At 66.7% G+C, this 14,361-nt stretch carries 10 protein-coding genes; 3 read left to right on the top strand and 7 right to left on the bottom strand.

Annotated features, from left to right (window positions below):
- Nucleotides 1–86: 86 nt before the first annotated feature.
- The 3 genes from IFT63_RS12445 to IFT63_RS12435 are packed head-to-tail and all read right to left on the bottom strand — an operon-like array spanning nt 87 to nt 2,779.
- Nucleotides 87–818, bottom strand: a complete 732-nt coding sequence (locus IFT63_RS12445; protein WP_192084391.1) for a LytTR family DNA-binding domain-containing protein — start codon at nt 816–818, stop codon at nt 87–89.
- On the bottom strand, nt 815–1,858 hold the full coding sequence (locus IFT63_RS12440) for a histidine kinase (protein WP_192084389.1): 1,044 nt from the start codon (nt 1,856–1,858) through the stop codon (nt 815–817). Before IFT63_RS12440 ends, IFT63_RS12445 begins: the two co-directional genes overlap by 4 nt.
- Nucleotides 1,859–1,915: 57 nt before the next feature.
- Nucleotides 1,916–2,779 carry an alpha/beta hydrolase gene (locus IFT63_RS12435; protein WP_249404471.1) on the bottom strand — a complete coding sequence of 288 codons (864 nt, stop codon included), beginning with the start codon at nt 2,777–2,779 and terminating at the stop codon, nt 1,916–1,918.
- Nucleotides 2,780–3,023: 244 nt separating this feature from the next.
- On the opposite strand from IFT63_RS12435, the gene metF reads away from it, so the two are divergent.
- Both metF and IFT63_RS12425 read left to right on the top strand, forming a co-directional pair.
- The gene (gene metF, locus IFT63_RS12430) at nt 3,024–3,851 is read left to right on the top strand and encodes a methylenetetrahydrofolate reductase [NAD(P)H] (protein ID WP_192084385.1); all 828 of its coding nucleotides are present in this window, start codon (nt 3,024–3,026) and stop codon (nt 3,849–3,851) included.
- Between the two features lie 46 nt (nt 3,852–3,897).
- Nucleotides 3,898–4,473: a DUF4124 domain-containing protein gene (locus IFT63_RS12425; RefSeq protein ID WP_042613660.1), complete on the top strand. Its 576-nt coding sequence runs from the start codon at nt 3,898–3,900 to the stop codon at nt 4,471–4,473.
- A gap of 159 nt (nt 4,474–4,632) precedes the next feature.
- Here IFT63_RS12425 and IFT63_RS12420 read toward each other — a convergent pair whose 3' ends face one another.
- From IFT63_RS12420 to IFT63_RS12405, 4 genes are all read right to left on the bottom strand, one after another.
- Complete coding sequence (locus IFT63_RS12420; protein WP_042613659.1) at nt 4,633–5,586, bottom strand: Nudix family hydrolase; 954 nt, start codon at nt 5,584–5,586, stop codon at nt 4,633–4,635.
- Nucleotides 5,587–5,741: 155 nt separating this feature from the next.
- Nucleotides 5,742–9,416 carry an autotransporter outer membrane beta-barrel domain-containing protein gene (locus IFT63_RS12415; RefSeq protein ID WP_192084383.1) on the bottom strand — a complete coding sequence of 1,225 codons (3,675 nt, stop codon included), beginning with the start codon at nt 9,414–9,416 and terminating at the stop codon, nt 5,742–5,744.
- 400 nt (nt 9,417–9,816) lie between these two features.
- Nucleotides 9,817–12,546, bottom strand: coding sequence for a preprotein translocase subunit SecA (gene secA / locus IFT63_RS12410; RefSeq protein ID WP_192084381.1), 2,730 nt, complete (start codon nt 12,544–12,546; stop codon nt 9,817–9,819).
- Between the two features lie 267 nt (nt 12,547–12,813).
- Nucleotides 12,814–13,767 (bottom strand): M23 family metallopeptidase, encoded by a 954-nt coding sequence (locus IFT63_RS12405; RefSeq protein ID WP_042613656.1) that lies wholly within the window; start codon nt 13,765–13,767, stop codon nt 12,814–12,816.
- A 12-nt stretch (nt 13,768–13,779) separates the two neighbouring features.
- On the opposite strand from IFT63_RS12405, the gene IFT63_RS12400 reads away from it, so the two are divergent.
- Nucleotides 13,780–14,220 carry a DUF721 domain-containing protein gene (locus tag IFT63_RS12400; RefSeq protein ID WP_042613655.1) on the top strand — a complete coding sequence of 147 codons (441 nt, stop codon included), beginning with the start codon at nt 13,780–13,782 and terminating at the stop codon, nt 14,218–14,220.
- Nucleotides 14,221–14,361 lie beyond the last annotated feature (141 nt).

Raw genomic sequence — 14,361 nt, 5'->3', positions numbered from 1 at the left:
TTCTACGTCACCGACCCGGACATCCTGCGCAGCCAGCCCCGTCCGGGTTCATCAGAAAAGCTGCAATCGACACCGCCGCTACCGCTTCAGAGCGCCATCCGCTCGCGCAGTTCGCGCGCCTGTCGGCGTGAGACTTCCGCGCGCGCCCCATCGGCAAGGATCAGCTCGTAACCGTCAGCGATGGTCGGCTCCACTGCCCGCACCATCCGCAGGTTGACCAGCGTGTTGCGGTTGGCGCGGAAGAACAGCCCCGCAGGCAGCCGCGCTTCCAGCGCGCTCAGGCTGCGCGTCAGAAGGGCGTTCTGGTCGCGGAACCACAGGCGCGCGTAGTTGCCGTCCACCACGATGCGGCTGATCTCGGCCACCGCCACGAACCAGCAGCGTTCCCCATCGCGCAGGAACACCTGGTCCTGCGGACCGAGCAGCGCACGTTCGCCCGGACCGGCCTCGTCGGGTGCGCGCCGTTCCAGCGCGCGTTGCAGTGCCCGCTGCAGGCGCGGTGCTTCCACCGGTTTGACCAGATAATCCAGTGCGTTGGCCTGGAACGCCTGCACCGCGTAGGCATCGTAGGCGGTGACGAACACCACCAGCGGCACCCCTTCCAGCCCATCGAGCACGTCGAAGCCGCTGCCGGAAGGCATCTGCACATCCAGCAGCACCACGTCTGGTCGCAGGCGGGCGATGGCCTCGCGCGCAGCCGGTACGTCATCGGCCTCGCCGACACAGCTCACCCACGGCAACGCAGACAGCAAGGTGCGCAGTTCCTGCCGTGCCAGGCGCGCGTCATCCACTATCAGTACCCGCAACGGCGCAGTCATTGCGGCACCTCCAGCACGGCCCGCATGCGGTCTCCTTCGCGCCGCAGTTCAAAGCGGCCGCTGTTGCCGTCCAGTTGGGCGCGCAGGTAGGCAAGGCCAACGCCATGGCCGGCGGTATCGGCAGCGACGCCCAGTGGATTCTCCACGCTGATATGCAGCACGCCGTCCTGCTGCCGTGCGGCGATGCGCAGTTCGCCACCGGACGGGGTCACCGCGATGCCATGCTTGATCGCGTTTTCCACCAGCAGCTGCAGCGCCATCGCCGGCAACAGCGCGGCGGCGCTGTCCGCACTGACGTCCTTGACCACGCGCAGGCGCTGTTCATAGTGCACCGCTTCGATGGCCAGGTAATCGTCGACCACCGCGATCTCTTCGGCCAGTGTCACCCGGGTGGCGCTGCTGTGTTCCAGTGCATGGCGCAGCGTGCGCGACAACCGGGTCACCATCTCGCGCGCGCGCTCCGGGTCTTCATGGATCAGCGCGCGCAAGTTGTTCAGTGCATTGAAAACGAAGTGCGGGTTGAGTCGGGCCCGCAGCGCATCGCGCTCCAGTGCGCTGTGCGCGGCCTCGGCACGCAGCTGCGCCAACTGCGCCTGGCGTGCGCGGCGCATGCTGTGCAGACCTGCCCATACGCCGGTCCACAGCGCCAGCACGATGGCGGTGTTGAGCCAGTAGCCGATGGACGCGCCCACGCTGTAATCGGCCGCCCCCGCAGGTAGCTGCACCCAACCGTTGCGCACCGAAGGCACCAGGACTGCGGCGATCACGCCCTGCGCCAGCAATGCGCCCAGCACCACGCTGGCCGCCAGCTTGGACAGCAACACCGGCGCGGGGTCGTCCCACCAGTGCCTGCTGAGTGCGCGCCAGCGCAGGACGCCACTGATCGCCCACAATGCCACCGCCAGCGTCACCCCTATCAGCATGCCGCCACTGCTGGCACCGCCGAACTGGGCCATCAGGAACACGTTGAGCAGCGCGTAGGCGGCCCAGGCGGTGGTATTGGGCAACCAGAAGCGCAGCGGGGAATTCGGTTCGTGCATGGGCTTGCCTGGACGGGTCATGCGTGGCGGGCTGGCGCCACGCATCAGGGCGCCTCGTCAGTCCGTGGTCTTCAGGAAGCTGCGGATCTGCCCGTACAGCCACTGCGGATCATCCCACATCAGGAAGTGGAAGCCTTCCGCGCTCATCTCGATACGCACGCCGCGCAGCTTGGCGTACTGAGCAGCGAAGATGCCACGGGTGGACGTTTCGGTGGCCCCCATCGGCCGATACGCTGCCCAGCTTCCCAGCACCAGGGTCGGCGCGCGGATGCCCGCCACCGCGTCGCGCAGGTCGTTCACCAGCATCGAATGCATCGCCGCCGCCGTGGTGGCACGGTCGCTTTCGCGGGCCCAGCGCACCAGCACCGGCATGTGGCCCTGGTCATGCAGCATGCCCTTCAATGCCGCCTCGGCCTGGGCCTGGTAAGCGGCCGGTTCGGCCGCCAACATGCCCGCCCGCAGGTGGTCGGCCATCGGCTTGACGCTTGCTGCGGTGGTCTGCGGATTCTGGATGGCCGCATAGAACGGCAGCGAATCGACGATGACCAGCGGCCCTACCGCCTCGGGCGCGGCTATCGCCATCTGCAACGCCAGCACGCCTCCCAGGCTGTGGCCGATGACGGCCGGCTGCTGCAGCTTCTGCGCTTTGGCGTAAGCCAGCAGTTCGTCACGCATGGCCGGCAGGAAATCCTCCGGTAGCGGGTCGGCTGCGGCCGCACCGGCAAAACCGGGCAGCTGCACCAGGTGGCACTGCACCTGCGGCTGCAGGGCCGCGCAGGTCGCACGCCAGACTTCTGCGCCACTGTTCAGGCCGGGGATCATCAGTACCGGCTTGCCGCTGCCGACCACCTCGACCTGCAGCTGGCCGGGCTTTCCGATGGTGGCAGCCTGGGTGGTGCCGATACAGGCCAGCAGGGCCATCAGACCGCCCACGGCCAGCGGCAAGACGTTTCTGGCGCGGTTCGCGGAGATAAAGCGCTTCATCTGTCCAACTCCTTTGCTTCCAGGGAAGCACAGCGTGCCGTCGCAGAAAGCGGTCCGGCACAAACAATGACCAGCGGTCGCCGGGGCGCAGCGAGCGGCCGACAGGACGGATGATCACCCTGTTTGCACATCCATCGCGATGGAGCGATATACTGACGACGAGCCCGCCGCCGCCATTGCCATGACCTCTCTCAGCTTCGAGTTCTACCCGCCCAAGACCGACGAACAGCGCAGCCAGCTGGACCGTACCGCAGTCAAGCTGCGTGGTTTCGGCCCGGAATACGTGTCGTGCACGTTCGGCGCCGGCGGCTCCACGCTCAGCTATACCTCCGAGACGGTGCGCCACCTGAAGCAGCACCACCGCTTCGAGGCCGCCCCGCATCTTTCCTGCGTCGGTGGCAGCCGCCAGGAAATCCGCGAACTGCTCAAGCTGTACCGCGCCATCGGTTGCAGCCGTATCGTCGCCCTGCGCGGCGACCTGCCTTCGGGCATGGGCCATCCCGGTGACCTGCGCTACGCCGCCGAGCTGATCGATTTCATCCGTGCCGAGCACGGCAACGCATTCCGCATCGAGGTCGGCGCGTATCCGGAAACCCACCCGCAGGCCAGCGACGCGCTGGCCGACCTGAAGCATTTCAAGGCCAAGGTGGACGCCGGCGCCGATGCGGCGATCACCCAGTATTTCTACAACGCCGACGCCTACTTCCATTTCGTCGATGCGGTACGCGCGCTCGGCGTCAGCGTGCCGATCGTGCCGGGCATCATGCCGATCTCCAACTTCAGCCAGCTGCGCCGTTTTTCCGAACAGTGCGGCGCGGAGATCCCGCGCTGGATCGGGCGCAAGATGCAGGCCTACGGTGATGACAGCGAATCGATCCGCGCGTTCGGCGCGGAGGTGGTGGCGCAGCTGTGCCAGCGATTGCTGGAGGGCGGCGCACCCGGCCTGCATTTCTACACGTTGAACCTGGCCAAGCCGACGACGTCGGTGCTGAAACTCCTGCGCAGCTGACGCGGTTTCATCGCGTGGGCGGGCGCTGGGCGCTACCCTGCAGGCAATGAGAATCCTTGCCTGCCTGCCGTTGCTCCTGCTGCTGTCCGCCCCGCTTGCGCCGGCCCACGCGCAGCAGGCGCAACGCCTGAACCGCTGCACCGATGCCGGCGGACAAAGTGTCTACACCGATCGCCCCTGCGAAAGCCTCGGTGCCCGTTCGCGGCTGCCGGAACCCACTGCCGCGGCGGCCGGCAACACCCAGCAGCGCAACACGCTCGGGGCCAGCTGCCCACGTCGGCTGAGTGAACTGGTGGGCGCGTTGCGCGGCGCGATGGCCGCGAACGACGTCAACCGTCTTTCCACGTTGTATCTGTGGGGGTCGGTATCCGACGCCGGTGCCCAGCGCATCCTGGGCCAGCTGGAGTCCATCGCGCGGCGCCCGTTGGTGGATATCGTGCCGGTGTATCCACAGGTGCAGGAACCGCTGCTGCCCGCGGCGGATGGCACGGCGGAGGCCGCGGAAGATCGACCCAATCCGATCGCGCTGCGGTTGGAACAGGTGCTCCCAGGCACCGCCACGCCGGCGCGCAGCGTGCTGGGGCTGCGCCGGCAATACGGGTGCTTCTGGATCACGCTGTAACCGCTGCGTCGCCGCGCTCGGCGGCTCTCCGTTCCGGGTTCGCGACGCCGGACGCAGGCCGCGCTACGCGCTCGCTGTAGCGCCGAAGGCGGCGGCTCCTGCCGCCGCCTTCGGCGCTACCGGTCGGTCGCACGGTTGGTCGGTCGATCGGTCAGCCGGTCAGGCGGGCCACAGGCCACGGATGGCGGCGACGCCCTGCGCGCCGTGGCGGCGGGCGGTGACGATGTCATCGGCACCCAGTCCGCCCAGCGCATAGATCGGCAGGGCCACCTGCGCGCGCAGGGCGGCGAAGCGCTCCCAGCCCATCGGCTCGGCACCGGGATGGCTGTCCGTGGCCTGCACCGGCCCCAGCACCACGAAGTCACAGCCCAGTTGCTGTGCAGCCTGCAGTTGCGCCAGATCATGGCATGAGGCCGCCACCAGTTGGTCGGCTGGCAGCGGACGTTCGCGCAGCGTGGCCAGTTGCTCGGCGCCCAGGTGCACGCCGACACCCAGCGTGCGCGCCAGTTCGATATCGCGGTTGAGCAGCCACTGCCCGGCACGGCGATGGCCGCGTACCACTGCTTCGCACAGCGCCACGCGCCGCAGATGGTCGGGCGGCAGGCGCAGCTGAATGCGCTGGTGCCCGTCCGCCAGGGCACGCCGCAGCTGCTCGCTCCAGCGCTGCTGGTCGGCATCGTCGTCGGCCGGCGGCGGCGTGATCAGGTAGCGGTCGGGCTGGCGCAGCGCGGCCACCACCGGCAGGTCGGCCGGCGGCATGGAATAGCGTCCCAGTTTTTCCGGCGCCACCCAGGTGATCGCCTGGCCTTCGCGGCCGCGCGGGCTACCCTTCCAACTGCGGATATGCCGCACCTCCAGCACCAGGTCCTTGTCGGGGTAGCACTGCGGCACGTCCATCAGCCAATCGCCGACGTCCGCCTCGATGCCGAGTTCTTCCTGCAGTTCGCGGGCCAGCGCCTGTTCGGAGCTTTCACCGGGTTCGCGCTTGCCGCCTGGGAATTCCCACAGGCCGGCCAGATCGCTGTGTTCCGTGCGACGGTTGAGCAGCACGCGGCCGCGCGCATCGGTGATGACGCCAGCCACCACATGGATGGATCGTTTGGGGGAGGACATGGAGGCAGCATGCCGAATACAGCGAAGGTGACGCAAGCTGCATGGAAAGAGCCTGACGGCCAGCGGCCGTCACTACCGAGGCAACACCCGAACGGCCGAACGACAACGGGCTCCCGAAGGAGCCCGTTGCCGTCCCGCTACTGCTCAGTGGTGAATCAGAACGCCACGTTCCAGTTCAGCTGCGCACCGACTTCGCGCTGGCCGTCACCGGCGCGGCCCTGCGCGGCGAAGGACAGACGGCTGCGGCTGGAGGTATTGACCGATACGCCCAGCTCGGCGATGCCGACGTTGCGCGCCAGCGGCAGGCCCTGCACGGTGAAGCCCTCGCTGCCCGCCACGAAGCGATGCGCCGAGTCCGCGCGCAGCTCACCGGCCGCGTTCTGCCAGGCCAGCCCGGCCTCCAGTCGCGCACCGTCCGGCTGGCCGCCGCTGATGTCCCACGCAGCGCGCACGCCGGCCGTGGTGGTCCACGCTTCGTCCTTGCTGGCGGCGATCGCCAGGGCGGCATTGCCCCCGGTTTCGATGCCGGCATCGGTGGACAGGCGGGTGTAGGCCACTGCCACGTACGGAGTCAGCGTCAACGCATCGTCGAGCTGGAAATCCCAGCCACCTTCGACGAAACCGGAAACAGCATGCGCATCGCGGCGGTTGGACAGGGTCTGCCCCCACGCCGTGCCTGCACCGACCGTACGCCGCGTATCCAGCTCGTAATCGGCATAGCTGGCGCCGCCGTTGAGGTAGGCAGCGTCGCCGCGGAAACCGGCATACAGGCCGCTGTGCACGGCATCCACGTCGGTCGTCGCATTGCGTGCATTGACCTGCTGGCGCAGCGACTCCGGGCCACCGGCCACGCCGAACGTCCAGCGTTCGCCGATGCTCCAGTCGGCACCGGCCATCAGGCCCTGGCGGTGGTCGCGGGTGCGCGCGGCGCTGCCGTTGCCATCGCGCTGGCTGGAGGCACCGCTGCCACCGATCCAGGCAGACGGGCCGTCGCCGGCCGGCATGCCGCTGCGCAGGCGCTGGCTGATGCCATCGCGCAGGAAGCGGTCTTCCAGCAGCAACGCACGGTTGCTGGCGTGGATTTCGCCGGACAGGTCATCAAACGCCAGGCGGGCGCTGTCCGCATCCAGCATCAGCAGGCGGTTGTACAACGCGAGCGCGTCACCGGACTGCTGCAGGGTATCCAGCGCAGCCGCCGTGGCCAGCTGGTTGCCGGTCGCCGCGACAGTGACGAACACCTGCGGCGGCGGAGTGATCGGATCAACCGGGGGGGTGATCGGATCCACCGGCGGGATGATCGGATCAACCGGCGGGTCCACCGGGGGATCGACCGGCGGATCAACCGGTCCGCCGTCCTTCACTGTGATGTTCAGGCGCACATCGTTGGCGGTGTAGCTCAGCGACGTGTCCAGGAAGGCCGAACGCGAGATCACGTCATCGAAGGTACCCGTCACGCCACCTGCCGCGCTCAGGATCGTGTAGCTCTGCCCACCCTGGTAACTGGCCGCCGGATCCAGTGCGGTCACGCGCACACCGGTGTCGCCCATCTGGCCGACGTTGGCATCCCGCCCGATATAGGCCTTGCCAGTCACGGTCAGCAGGTCCGCCTGTCCGTTGCCCAGCACGTCCACGTCGAAGAAGGCCTTGTTCGCGACCTGTTCGGGCAGCAGCGCGTTGGCGTTGTAGAACAGGTCGCCGTCGATGGTCATCGTGCCGACACCGGCGTGGCCCGGCGACAGCGTGCCGCCATTGCGCACATAGGTGGTGCCGACCGTGGCATTGCCGGCCAGCACACCGCTGCCGCTGACTTCAGCCAGTGAGCTGCGACGCACCTCGCTGCCGAGTCCCGCACCGAATTCGATGGTCTGCTGGAAGCCTGCCGCACCGTTCAGCACCAGCGTGCCGCCACGCACGTCGATCTGCTGCTGCAGGGCCTGGCTGGGGCCCGTGTAGCCTTCGCCCACATACATGTCCGAGTTGATCACCAGGCTGCCGCCGTTGACGGTGATGTCGCCACCGAACGCGCGCAGGTCGCCATCGAGCGTGGTGTTGCCCGACACCTGGGTCAGCGCACCGCCGTGCAGGTGGGCATTGGACGATCCCGTAGAAACGGTCTGGATGGCGTTGCCCAGGGTGATGTCACCGGTGTGGTTGAACACCAGCCCGCCGGCGTTGCTGTCCATCGAGATCGCTGCGCCATCGAGCGTGCCGGCTTCTTCGGCGGCCAGCCACTGCGGGCCGCCGTCGGCCACCGACCATGTCGCCATGCCACCGCCCAGCACCAGGTAGCCGCTCTGGTCCAGCAGGATGCCGCTGCCACCGGCTACCCGCCCACCGTTGTTCACACTCAACATGCCGTACGGACCGCGCATCAGCACGGCGCCGACCGTCAGGCCATTCACCGCTTCGATGGCCGATCCGGCGCCACTGACGCGCACCTGTTCGTCCAGCAACGCCGGCGTCATGGTGACGTCGTTGAGGCCGCCGCTGACGTTGACCGAATCACTGCGGATGACCGCGCCGTCCAGCACGTCCAGGTTGGTGCTGATGGCCATCGCACCGGTGTTGGTCCAGCGCGTATCCGCCCCGGTGATGCGTGCCGTGCTGGCGGTCGGGCCGAAGCTGTCCTTGATCGCCGCGCGATCGGATTCGACCACGCCACCGGCTTCCAGCAGCAGGTGGTTGCTCGCATCCACGCGCGCGGCGCGGATCGCCGAGCCGGCACCGGTCACCACGATGCTGCCGGTCTGGCCGTAATCACCGCTGCCCAGTGCGTCGTACTTTTCCGCATTGACTTCGTCGGCCGTGACCACGCCGCCACCTTCGACGCGCAGCGTGCCGTCGCCGTTCTGGCCCACCCGCACGGTGGTGGCGTCGACCACCGATCCCGCGCCGCTGACGGTCAGCGCGCCGGTCGCGTTGTTGGAGGCGCCAAGCACCAGATCCTGCGACACCAGCTGGCCGCCGCCGCTGACGGTGATCTCACCGCGACCGCCCTGGGTCGCACCGGACTGCGTGCCTGCGCCAACGTAGATGCCGCGACCGGCCTCGACGCGACCGCCGTCCACGTCGAGGCGACCCTGGCCCACCTGGCCGACCAGCAGATTGTTGTCGGTAACCAGAAGCTGGCCGCCGTTGCGGACGTTGATCGTGCCGCTGCCCGCGGTGTCCGAGCCAAGGCTGACGCCGAAGTTGTTCACCACGGTATACGCCATCGTGCTGGTGACGCGACCGCCATCGATGTCCAGCGTGCCGGTGCCCTGGCGGCCGACCAGCAACTGGCGTGCGGTCAGGCTGGAGTCGGCACCGCGCACCAGCGCGTTGCCGGTACCGCCTGCGCCATAACCCAGCGACACGGTGTTGTTGGACGTGGCCGTGCCGCCGTCGAGCAGCTGCAGGGTGCCGGTGCCGGCCTCGCCGATGCGCAGCGCCGCGCCGGTCATCTGCAGGTAGGCGGTCGGGCCGATCACCCGCAGAGTGCCATCGGCGCCGGCAACGGTACCCAGCGATACCAGGCCATTGGACGTCAACTGGCCACCGCCGACCAGGTCGATCGCCACGGTGCCGGTGTTGCCGATGAAGAAGCCGTCGGCGTAGACACGGGTGTCGCCGATGACTTCGTCGCTGGTGAAGTCGTAGGGCACCGCGAACGCGGACGGTGCCGCGGCGGTACCCAGGCACAATGCGGCCATCACGGCGACGCCGAGCGGTGAGCGGCGGCGCGTTGCACCGACGGTGCGGGCCGGCGAGGACATGCCGGACGCAAGTTCAGAGGCCACCTGCATGGCACCGGTAGCGCGGTTGAAGACCAAACGGTAAATCCTGTTCATGAAGCTCCTTGGGGTAACGATCAAGACGCGGGTGAGCGCGTCGCGCGCGGGGGATGCGCGCTGGAACCCTGCGTGTGGAAGAACGCGCGGGGCCAGTGACCCTAAGGGGCTTGTCAGGAAAATCCGAGGGGGTGCTCCTTACTTTCGTGTGGGGATGCACCCGACATGCGGGTCAGGGAATTCTGATTGGCTCCAATAGGTGACATCAATCACACGAGACACATCGCATGTGATGTGTTTGTGGTTGCGCAACTCCTGCACTTCATCACTTGTTTTCATGGCTATAGCGAGGCGCGTTTGCCACTTTCGGTGTAATCGCGACACGTCGGCGCGACGGATTCAGCGCAAAAAAAACCCCGCTTGCGCGGGGTTCTTTTCAATCTGCATCAGCGAAGGTGAATCAGCTCAACTGACCGTGGCAGTGCTTGTACTTCTTGCCGCTGCCGCACGGGCACGGATCGTTGCGACCGATCTTCGGCTCGCCGCCCTGCGACAGGCCGTCCTGCTGTGCGGCCTGCACCTGTGCAGCTTCTTCGTCGGCGCCATAGCCGCCGGCATCCTGGTGCTGGAACTGCGACTGGCTCAGGCGCGCCTGCACCTGCTGGCGCTCGGCCGCTTCCAGTGCCGCCACTTCCTCGTCGCTGCGGATGCGCACGCGCGAGAGCATGGTCACCACTTCGCGCTTGACGTCTTCCAGCATGCCGGAGAACAGCTCGAAGGCTTCCTTCTTGTATTCCTGCTTGGGCTGCTTCTGCGCGTAACCACGCAGGTAGATGCCCTGGCGCAGGTAATCCATGCGCGCCAGGTGTTCCTTCCAGCTCTGGTCGAGCACGGTCAGCATGACGTGCTTTTCCAGCGCGCGCATGGTCTCCGGGCCGACGCCGGTTTCCTTCGCCTCAAAGTGCGCATTGACGCGCTCCTGCACCTTCTGCGCGATGCCTTCGGCGTCCAGCTCCTCGTGCTGCCTGACCAGGTCGGTGACCGACATTTCCAGGCCGAAATCGGACAGCAGCGTAGCTTCCAGGCCCGGCAGGTCCCACTGCTCGTCGATCGAGTTGGGCGGCACGAAGCGCGCCACGATGTCGAAGATCACATCGTCGCGGATGCCATCGACGTTGTCCTTCACCGACTCGGCGTCCAGCAGTTCATCGCGCTGGGCGTAGATCACCTTGCGCTGGTCGTTGTTGACGTCGTCGAAGTCGAGCAGGTTCTTGCGGATGTCGAAGTTGTGCGCTTCCACCTTGCGCTGCGCCTTCTCGATCTGGCGGCTCACCAGGCGGTCTTCGATGACGTCGTCTTCCTTCATGCCCATCATGCGCATCGCCTTCTGCACCCAGTCCGAGGCGAAGATGCGCATCAGGTTGTCTTCCAGCGACAGGTAGAAACGGGACGAACCCGGATCGCCCTGGCGGCCGGAGCGGCCACGCAGCTGGTTGTCGATACGGCGCGATTCGTGGCGCTCGGTACCGACGATGTGCAGGCCGCCGGCGGCCTTGACCGCGTCGTGGCGCTTCTGCCATTCGGCCTTGGCGGCGGCGCGTTGTGCCTCGCTGGCCTCTTCGCCCATCTCGTGCAGTTCGGTTTCCAGCGAGCCACCCAGCACGATGTCGGTACCGCGACCGGCCATGTTGGTGGCGATGGTCACCGCGCCCGGACGGCCGGCGTTGGCGACGATGGTCGCTTCGCGGTCATGCTGCTTGGCGTTCAGCACTTCGTGGTGCACGCCGGCCTTGCGCAGGTGCTCGGACAGCATTTCCGAGGTTTCGATCGAGGTGGTACCGACCAGCACCGGCTGGCCGCGCTTGTTGCATTCCTGGATATCGGCCAGCACCGCGTTGAACTTGCCTTGGCGGTTGAGGAACACCTGGTCCGGCGAATCCTTGCGGATGGTCGGGCGGTTGGTCGGGATGACCACCACTTCCAGGTTGTAGATGCTCTGGAATTCGAACGCCTCGGTATCGGCGGTGCCGGTCATGCCGGACAGCTTGCCGTACATGCGGAACAGGTTCTGGAAGGTGATGCTGGCCAGGGTCTGGTTTTCGCGCTGGACCGGCACGCCTTCCTTCGCTTCCACCGCCTGGTGCAGGCCGTCGGACCAGCGGCGACCGGCCAGGGTGCGGCCGGTGAATTCATCGACGATCACCACTTCGCCATCGCGCACGATGTAATCCACGTCGCGCTGGTAGATGGCGTGTGCGCGCAGGGCGGCGTTGAGGTGGTGCACCACGGTCAGGTTCTGCGCGGCGTACAGGCCTTCGGTTTCGGCATCCAGGATGCCGGCTTCCACCAGCAGGCGCTCGGCGTGTTCCATGCCCGCTTCGGACAGGTGGACCTGCTTGCCCTTCTCGTCGATCCAGAAATCGCCGTCGCCCTCTTCGCTTTCCTGTTTGACCAGGTTCGGCACGATGCGGTTGACGCGGATGTACAGCTCCGGCGAATCATCGGCCGGGCCGGAAATGATCAGCGGGGTACGCGCTTCGTCGATCAGGATGGAGTCGACTTCATCGACGATGGCGTAGTGCAGGCCGCGCTGGTAGCGGTCGGCCTTGGACAGCGCCATGTTGTCGCGCAGGTAGTCGAAACCGAATTCGTTGTTGGTGCCGTAGGTGATGTCGCTGCCGTAGGCTTCGCGCTTGTCGCCGTGCGGCATGCCCGGGTACACCACGCCCACGCTCAGGCCCAGCCAGTTGTACAGCTTGCCCATCTGCGCCGAGTCACGGCGGGCCAGGTAGTCGTTCACCGTGACCACGTGGACGCCCTTGCCTTCCAGCGCGTTCAGGTACACCGGCAGGGTCGCCACCAGGGTCTTGCCTTCACCGGTGCGCATCTCGGCGATCTTGCCCAGGTGCAGCACCATGCCGCCGATCAGCTGCACATCGTAGTGGCGCATGCCGAGCACGCGGCGGCTGGCTTCACGGCAGACCGCGAACGCTTCCGGCAACACCTTGTCCAGGGCCTCGCCATCGGCGATGCGCTGCTTGAACTCCGGCGTCTTGGCCTGGAGCTGCGCATCGCTGAGCTTCTCCATGTCCGGCTCCAGCGCATTGACCTTGGCGACGATGCGGTTGAGCTGGCGCAGCTGTCGTTCGTTACGACTGCCGAAGACGCGGGTAAGCAGGCTGTTGATCATTGAGGGAACCGGTTGTCAGGTGAACGCCGGCACGGCTCCCTTCAGGAATCCGCCCGCCGCAAACGAAACGGGGCGCCCAGCGCCCCGTCGATGGCATCACCCATTGTAACTTGGGATGGAGGTCGGGGGTTTCAAGCGCTTGGCGCTTCGCGGGCGGTGAGGACCACCAGCATAGCCATGCCCGGCGGGATGCCCGCCACATTCGGCACATCCACGGTCGGGCTGCCGCTGCGCTCGCCGAGCATGGCTCGGCGCTACCGGAATCGGTCAGCCGCGGGAAACGCGACCCACCGGCGTGTTGCCGCCATCGCCGAGGAACTTGCGGGGATTGACCACCCGGCCGCTTTCCCAGACTTCAAAGTGCACGTGGGCACCGGTGGAACGACCGGTGGAACCGGCCTTGGCCACTTCCTGCCCGGCACGGACCAGGTCACCAACTTTCACCACCAGCCGCGAATTGTGTGCATAGCGGGTGACGTAGCCGTTGCCATGGTCGACGTCCACCACGTTGCCGTAGCCGCCCTTCACGCCGGAGAAGCTGACCACGCCCTCGGCCACCGACATCACCGGATCACCGACCTTGGCATGGAAATCGATGCCCTTGTGGCTGCGCGCACCGCGGCCGAACGGATCGGCGCGGGTGCCGAAGCTGGAGGTCACGTAGCTGTTGCGGATCGGCATGCGCGAGGGCACGGCGTTCTGCTGCAGCTGGTGGTCGAACATCAGCGATTCCATCACCGAAAGCTGGCTGCCTGAAGCAGCGAACCGCTGCTCCAGCACCTGTAAGTCGGCGTTGATGTCCTTGACCGGGATGTCCACGGTCGGGCCACCGGCATCGCCGTCACCCAGGCCGGGGGTTTCCTGGAAGTCGAATTCACCGTCTTCCAGCTTGCCCATCTGGGTCAGGCGCTCACCCAGGGCGTTGAGCCGGGTGGCCTGCGCCTGCAGCTCGCCGAGGCGGGCCGCCAGGGCGTTGACTTCGGTCTGCGACTGCAGGCGGACCTGCGCCAGTTCGCGTTCCTGGCGGTCGACCTTGGCCTGCAGGCGGGAATCGCCGAGCAGGTTGGCGCCCATTCCACCGGCGAAGCCGATAATGCAGCCCATGCCCAGCACGCTGCCCAACAGGGCGCGGGGGCGATCCTCGAAATAGAAGCGAAGACGCGCAAGTGGCGTTTTTGCCTTTCCATCACGCGTTTTGATTACGATCTTTTTAAATGCCATCAGTGAGTTTTCATGTCTGAGCCGAAATCCAGTACCCGTCCTGCTTCAGCACCGAAACCGGCACTGGATGCAGTCATGGGTGACAAGAGCGGGAACCCGCTGCGTCGTGCCCTGTGGCTCGATGCGTTGGACCTGCAGTTGCGCCCCCATCTGCCGCCCAGCCTGCGCAGCCATTGCCGGCTGGCCAACGTGAACGACGAGCACCTCGTTTTTCTCGTTGAATCCCCTGTGTGGCATGCCAAGGTGCGGCTCGCCGAAGCCCAGTTGATCAACGCGGCCCGGTCCATCGGGCTGAAGGCCACCAAAGTGACCATCAAGACTGCGTCCCCCGCTCCACCACGCTCCCCAGCGATCGACAACCGGAACGGACCCCACGCAGTTTCAGCCGCCACGCACAAAGGACTACGCGACGCCTTGGCTAGCCTCCAGGACACGAAACCGTCCAGGTCCTGATGACGGCGGAGCATCCGGCTCCGCTTCCCCGCGATGCCAACATTCCGTGGAAGTGGCGTGAAACATTTGCGAGGACCGTGGGGCATCCTAACGGCGGATGGGCGCTCAGTCGTTAGGGTTTTGTTATTTAAACGTTAAGTT

Source organism: Stenotrophomonas sp. CFBP 13724 (assembly GCF_014841975.1).
GTDB classification, from domain to species: domain Bacteria; phylum Pseudomonadota; class Gammaproteobacteria; order Xanthomonadales; family Xanthomonadaceae; genus Stenotrophomonas; species Stenotrophomonas lacuserhaii.
Note: the sequence above shows the minus strand (reverse complement) of the source record. Positions and strands in the feature narration are given on the sequence as shown.

Bases quoted from the DNA above. Each gene is read 5' to 3' on its own strand.
- IFT63_RS12445 (WP_192084391.1), bottom strand. From the start codon at position 818: ATGACTGCGCCGTTGCGGGTACTGATAGTGGATGACGCGCGCCTGGCA.
- IFT63_RS12440 (WP_192084389.1), bottom strand. From the start codon at position 1,858: ATGCACGAACCGAATTCCCCGCTGCGCTTCTGGTTGCCCAATACCACC.
- IFT63_RS12435 (WP_249404471.1), bottom strand. From the start codon at position 2,779: ATGGCCCTGCTGGCCTGTATCGGCACCACCCAGGCTGCCACCATCGGA.
- metF (WP_192084385.1), top strand. From the start codon at position 3,024: ATGACCTCTCTCAGCTTCGAGTTCTACCCGCCCAAGACCGACGAACAG.
- IFT63_RS12425 (WP_042613660.1), top strand. From the start codon at position 3,898: ATGAGAATCCTTGCCTGCCTGCCGTTGCTCCTGCTGCTGTCCGCCCCG.
- IFT63_RS12420 (WP_042613659.1), bottom strand. From the start codon at position 5,586: ATGTCCTCCCCCAAACGATCCATCCATGTGGTGGCTGGCGTCATCACC.
- IFT63_RS12415 (WP_192084383.1), bottom strand. From the start codon at position 9,416: ATGAACAGGATTTACCGTTTGGTCTTCAACCGCGCTACCGGTGCCATG.
- secA (WP_192084381.1), bottom strand. From the start codon at position 12,546: ATGATCAACAGCCTGCTTACCCGCGTCTTCGGCAGTCGTAACGAACGA.
- IFT63_RS12405 (WP_042613656.1), bottom strand. From the start codon at position 13,767: ATGGCATTTAAAAAGATCGTAATCAAAACGCGTGATGGAAAGGCAAAA.
- IFT63_RS12400 (WP_042613655.1), top strand. From the start codon at position 13,780: ATGTCTGAGCCGAAATCCAGTACCCGTCCTGCTTCAGCACCGAAACCG.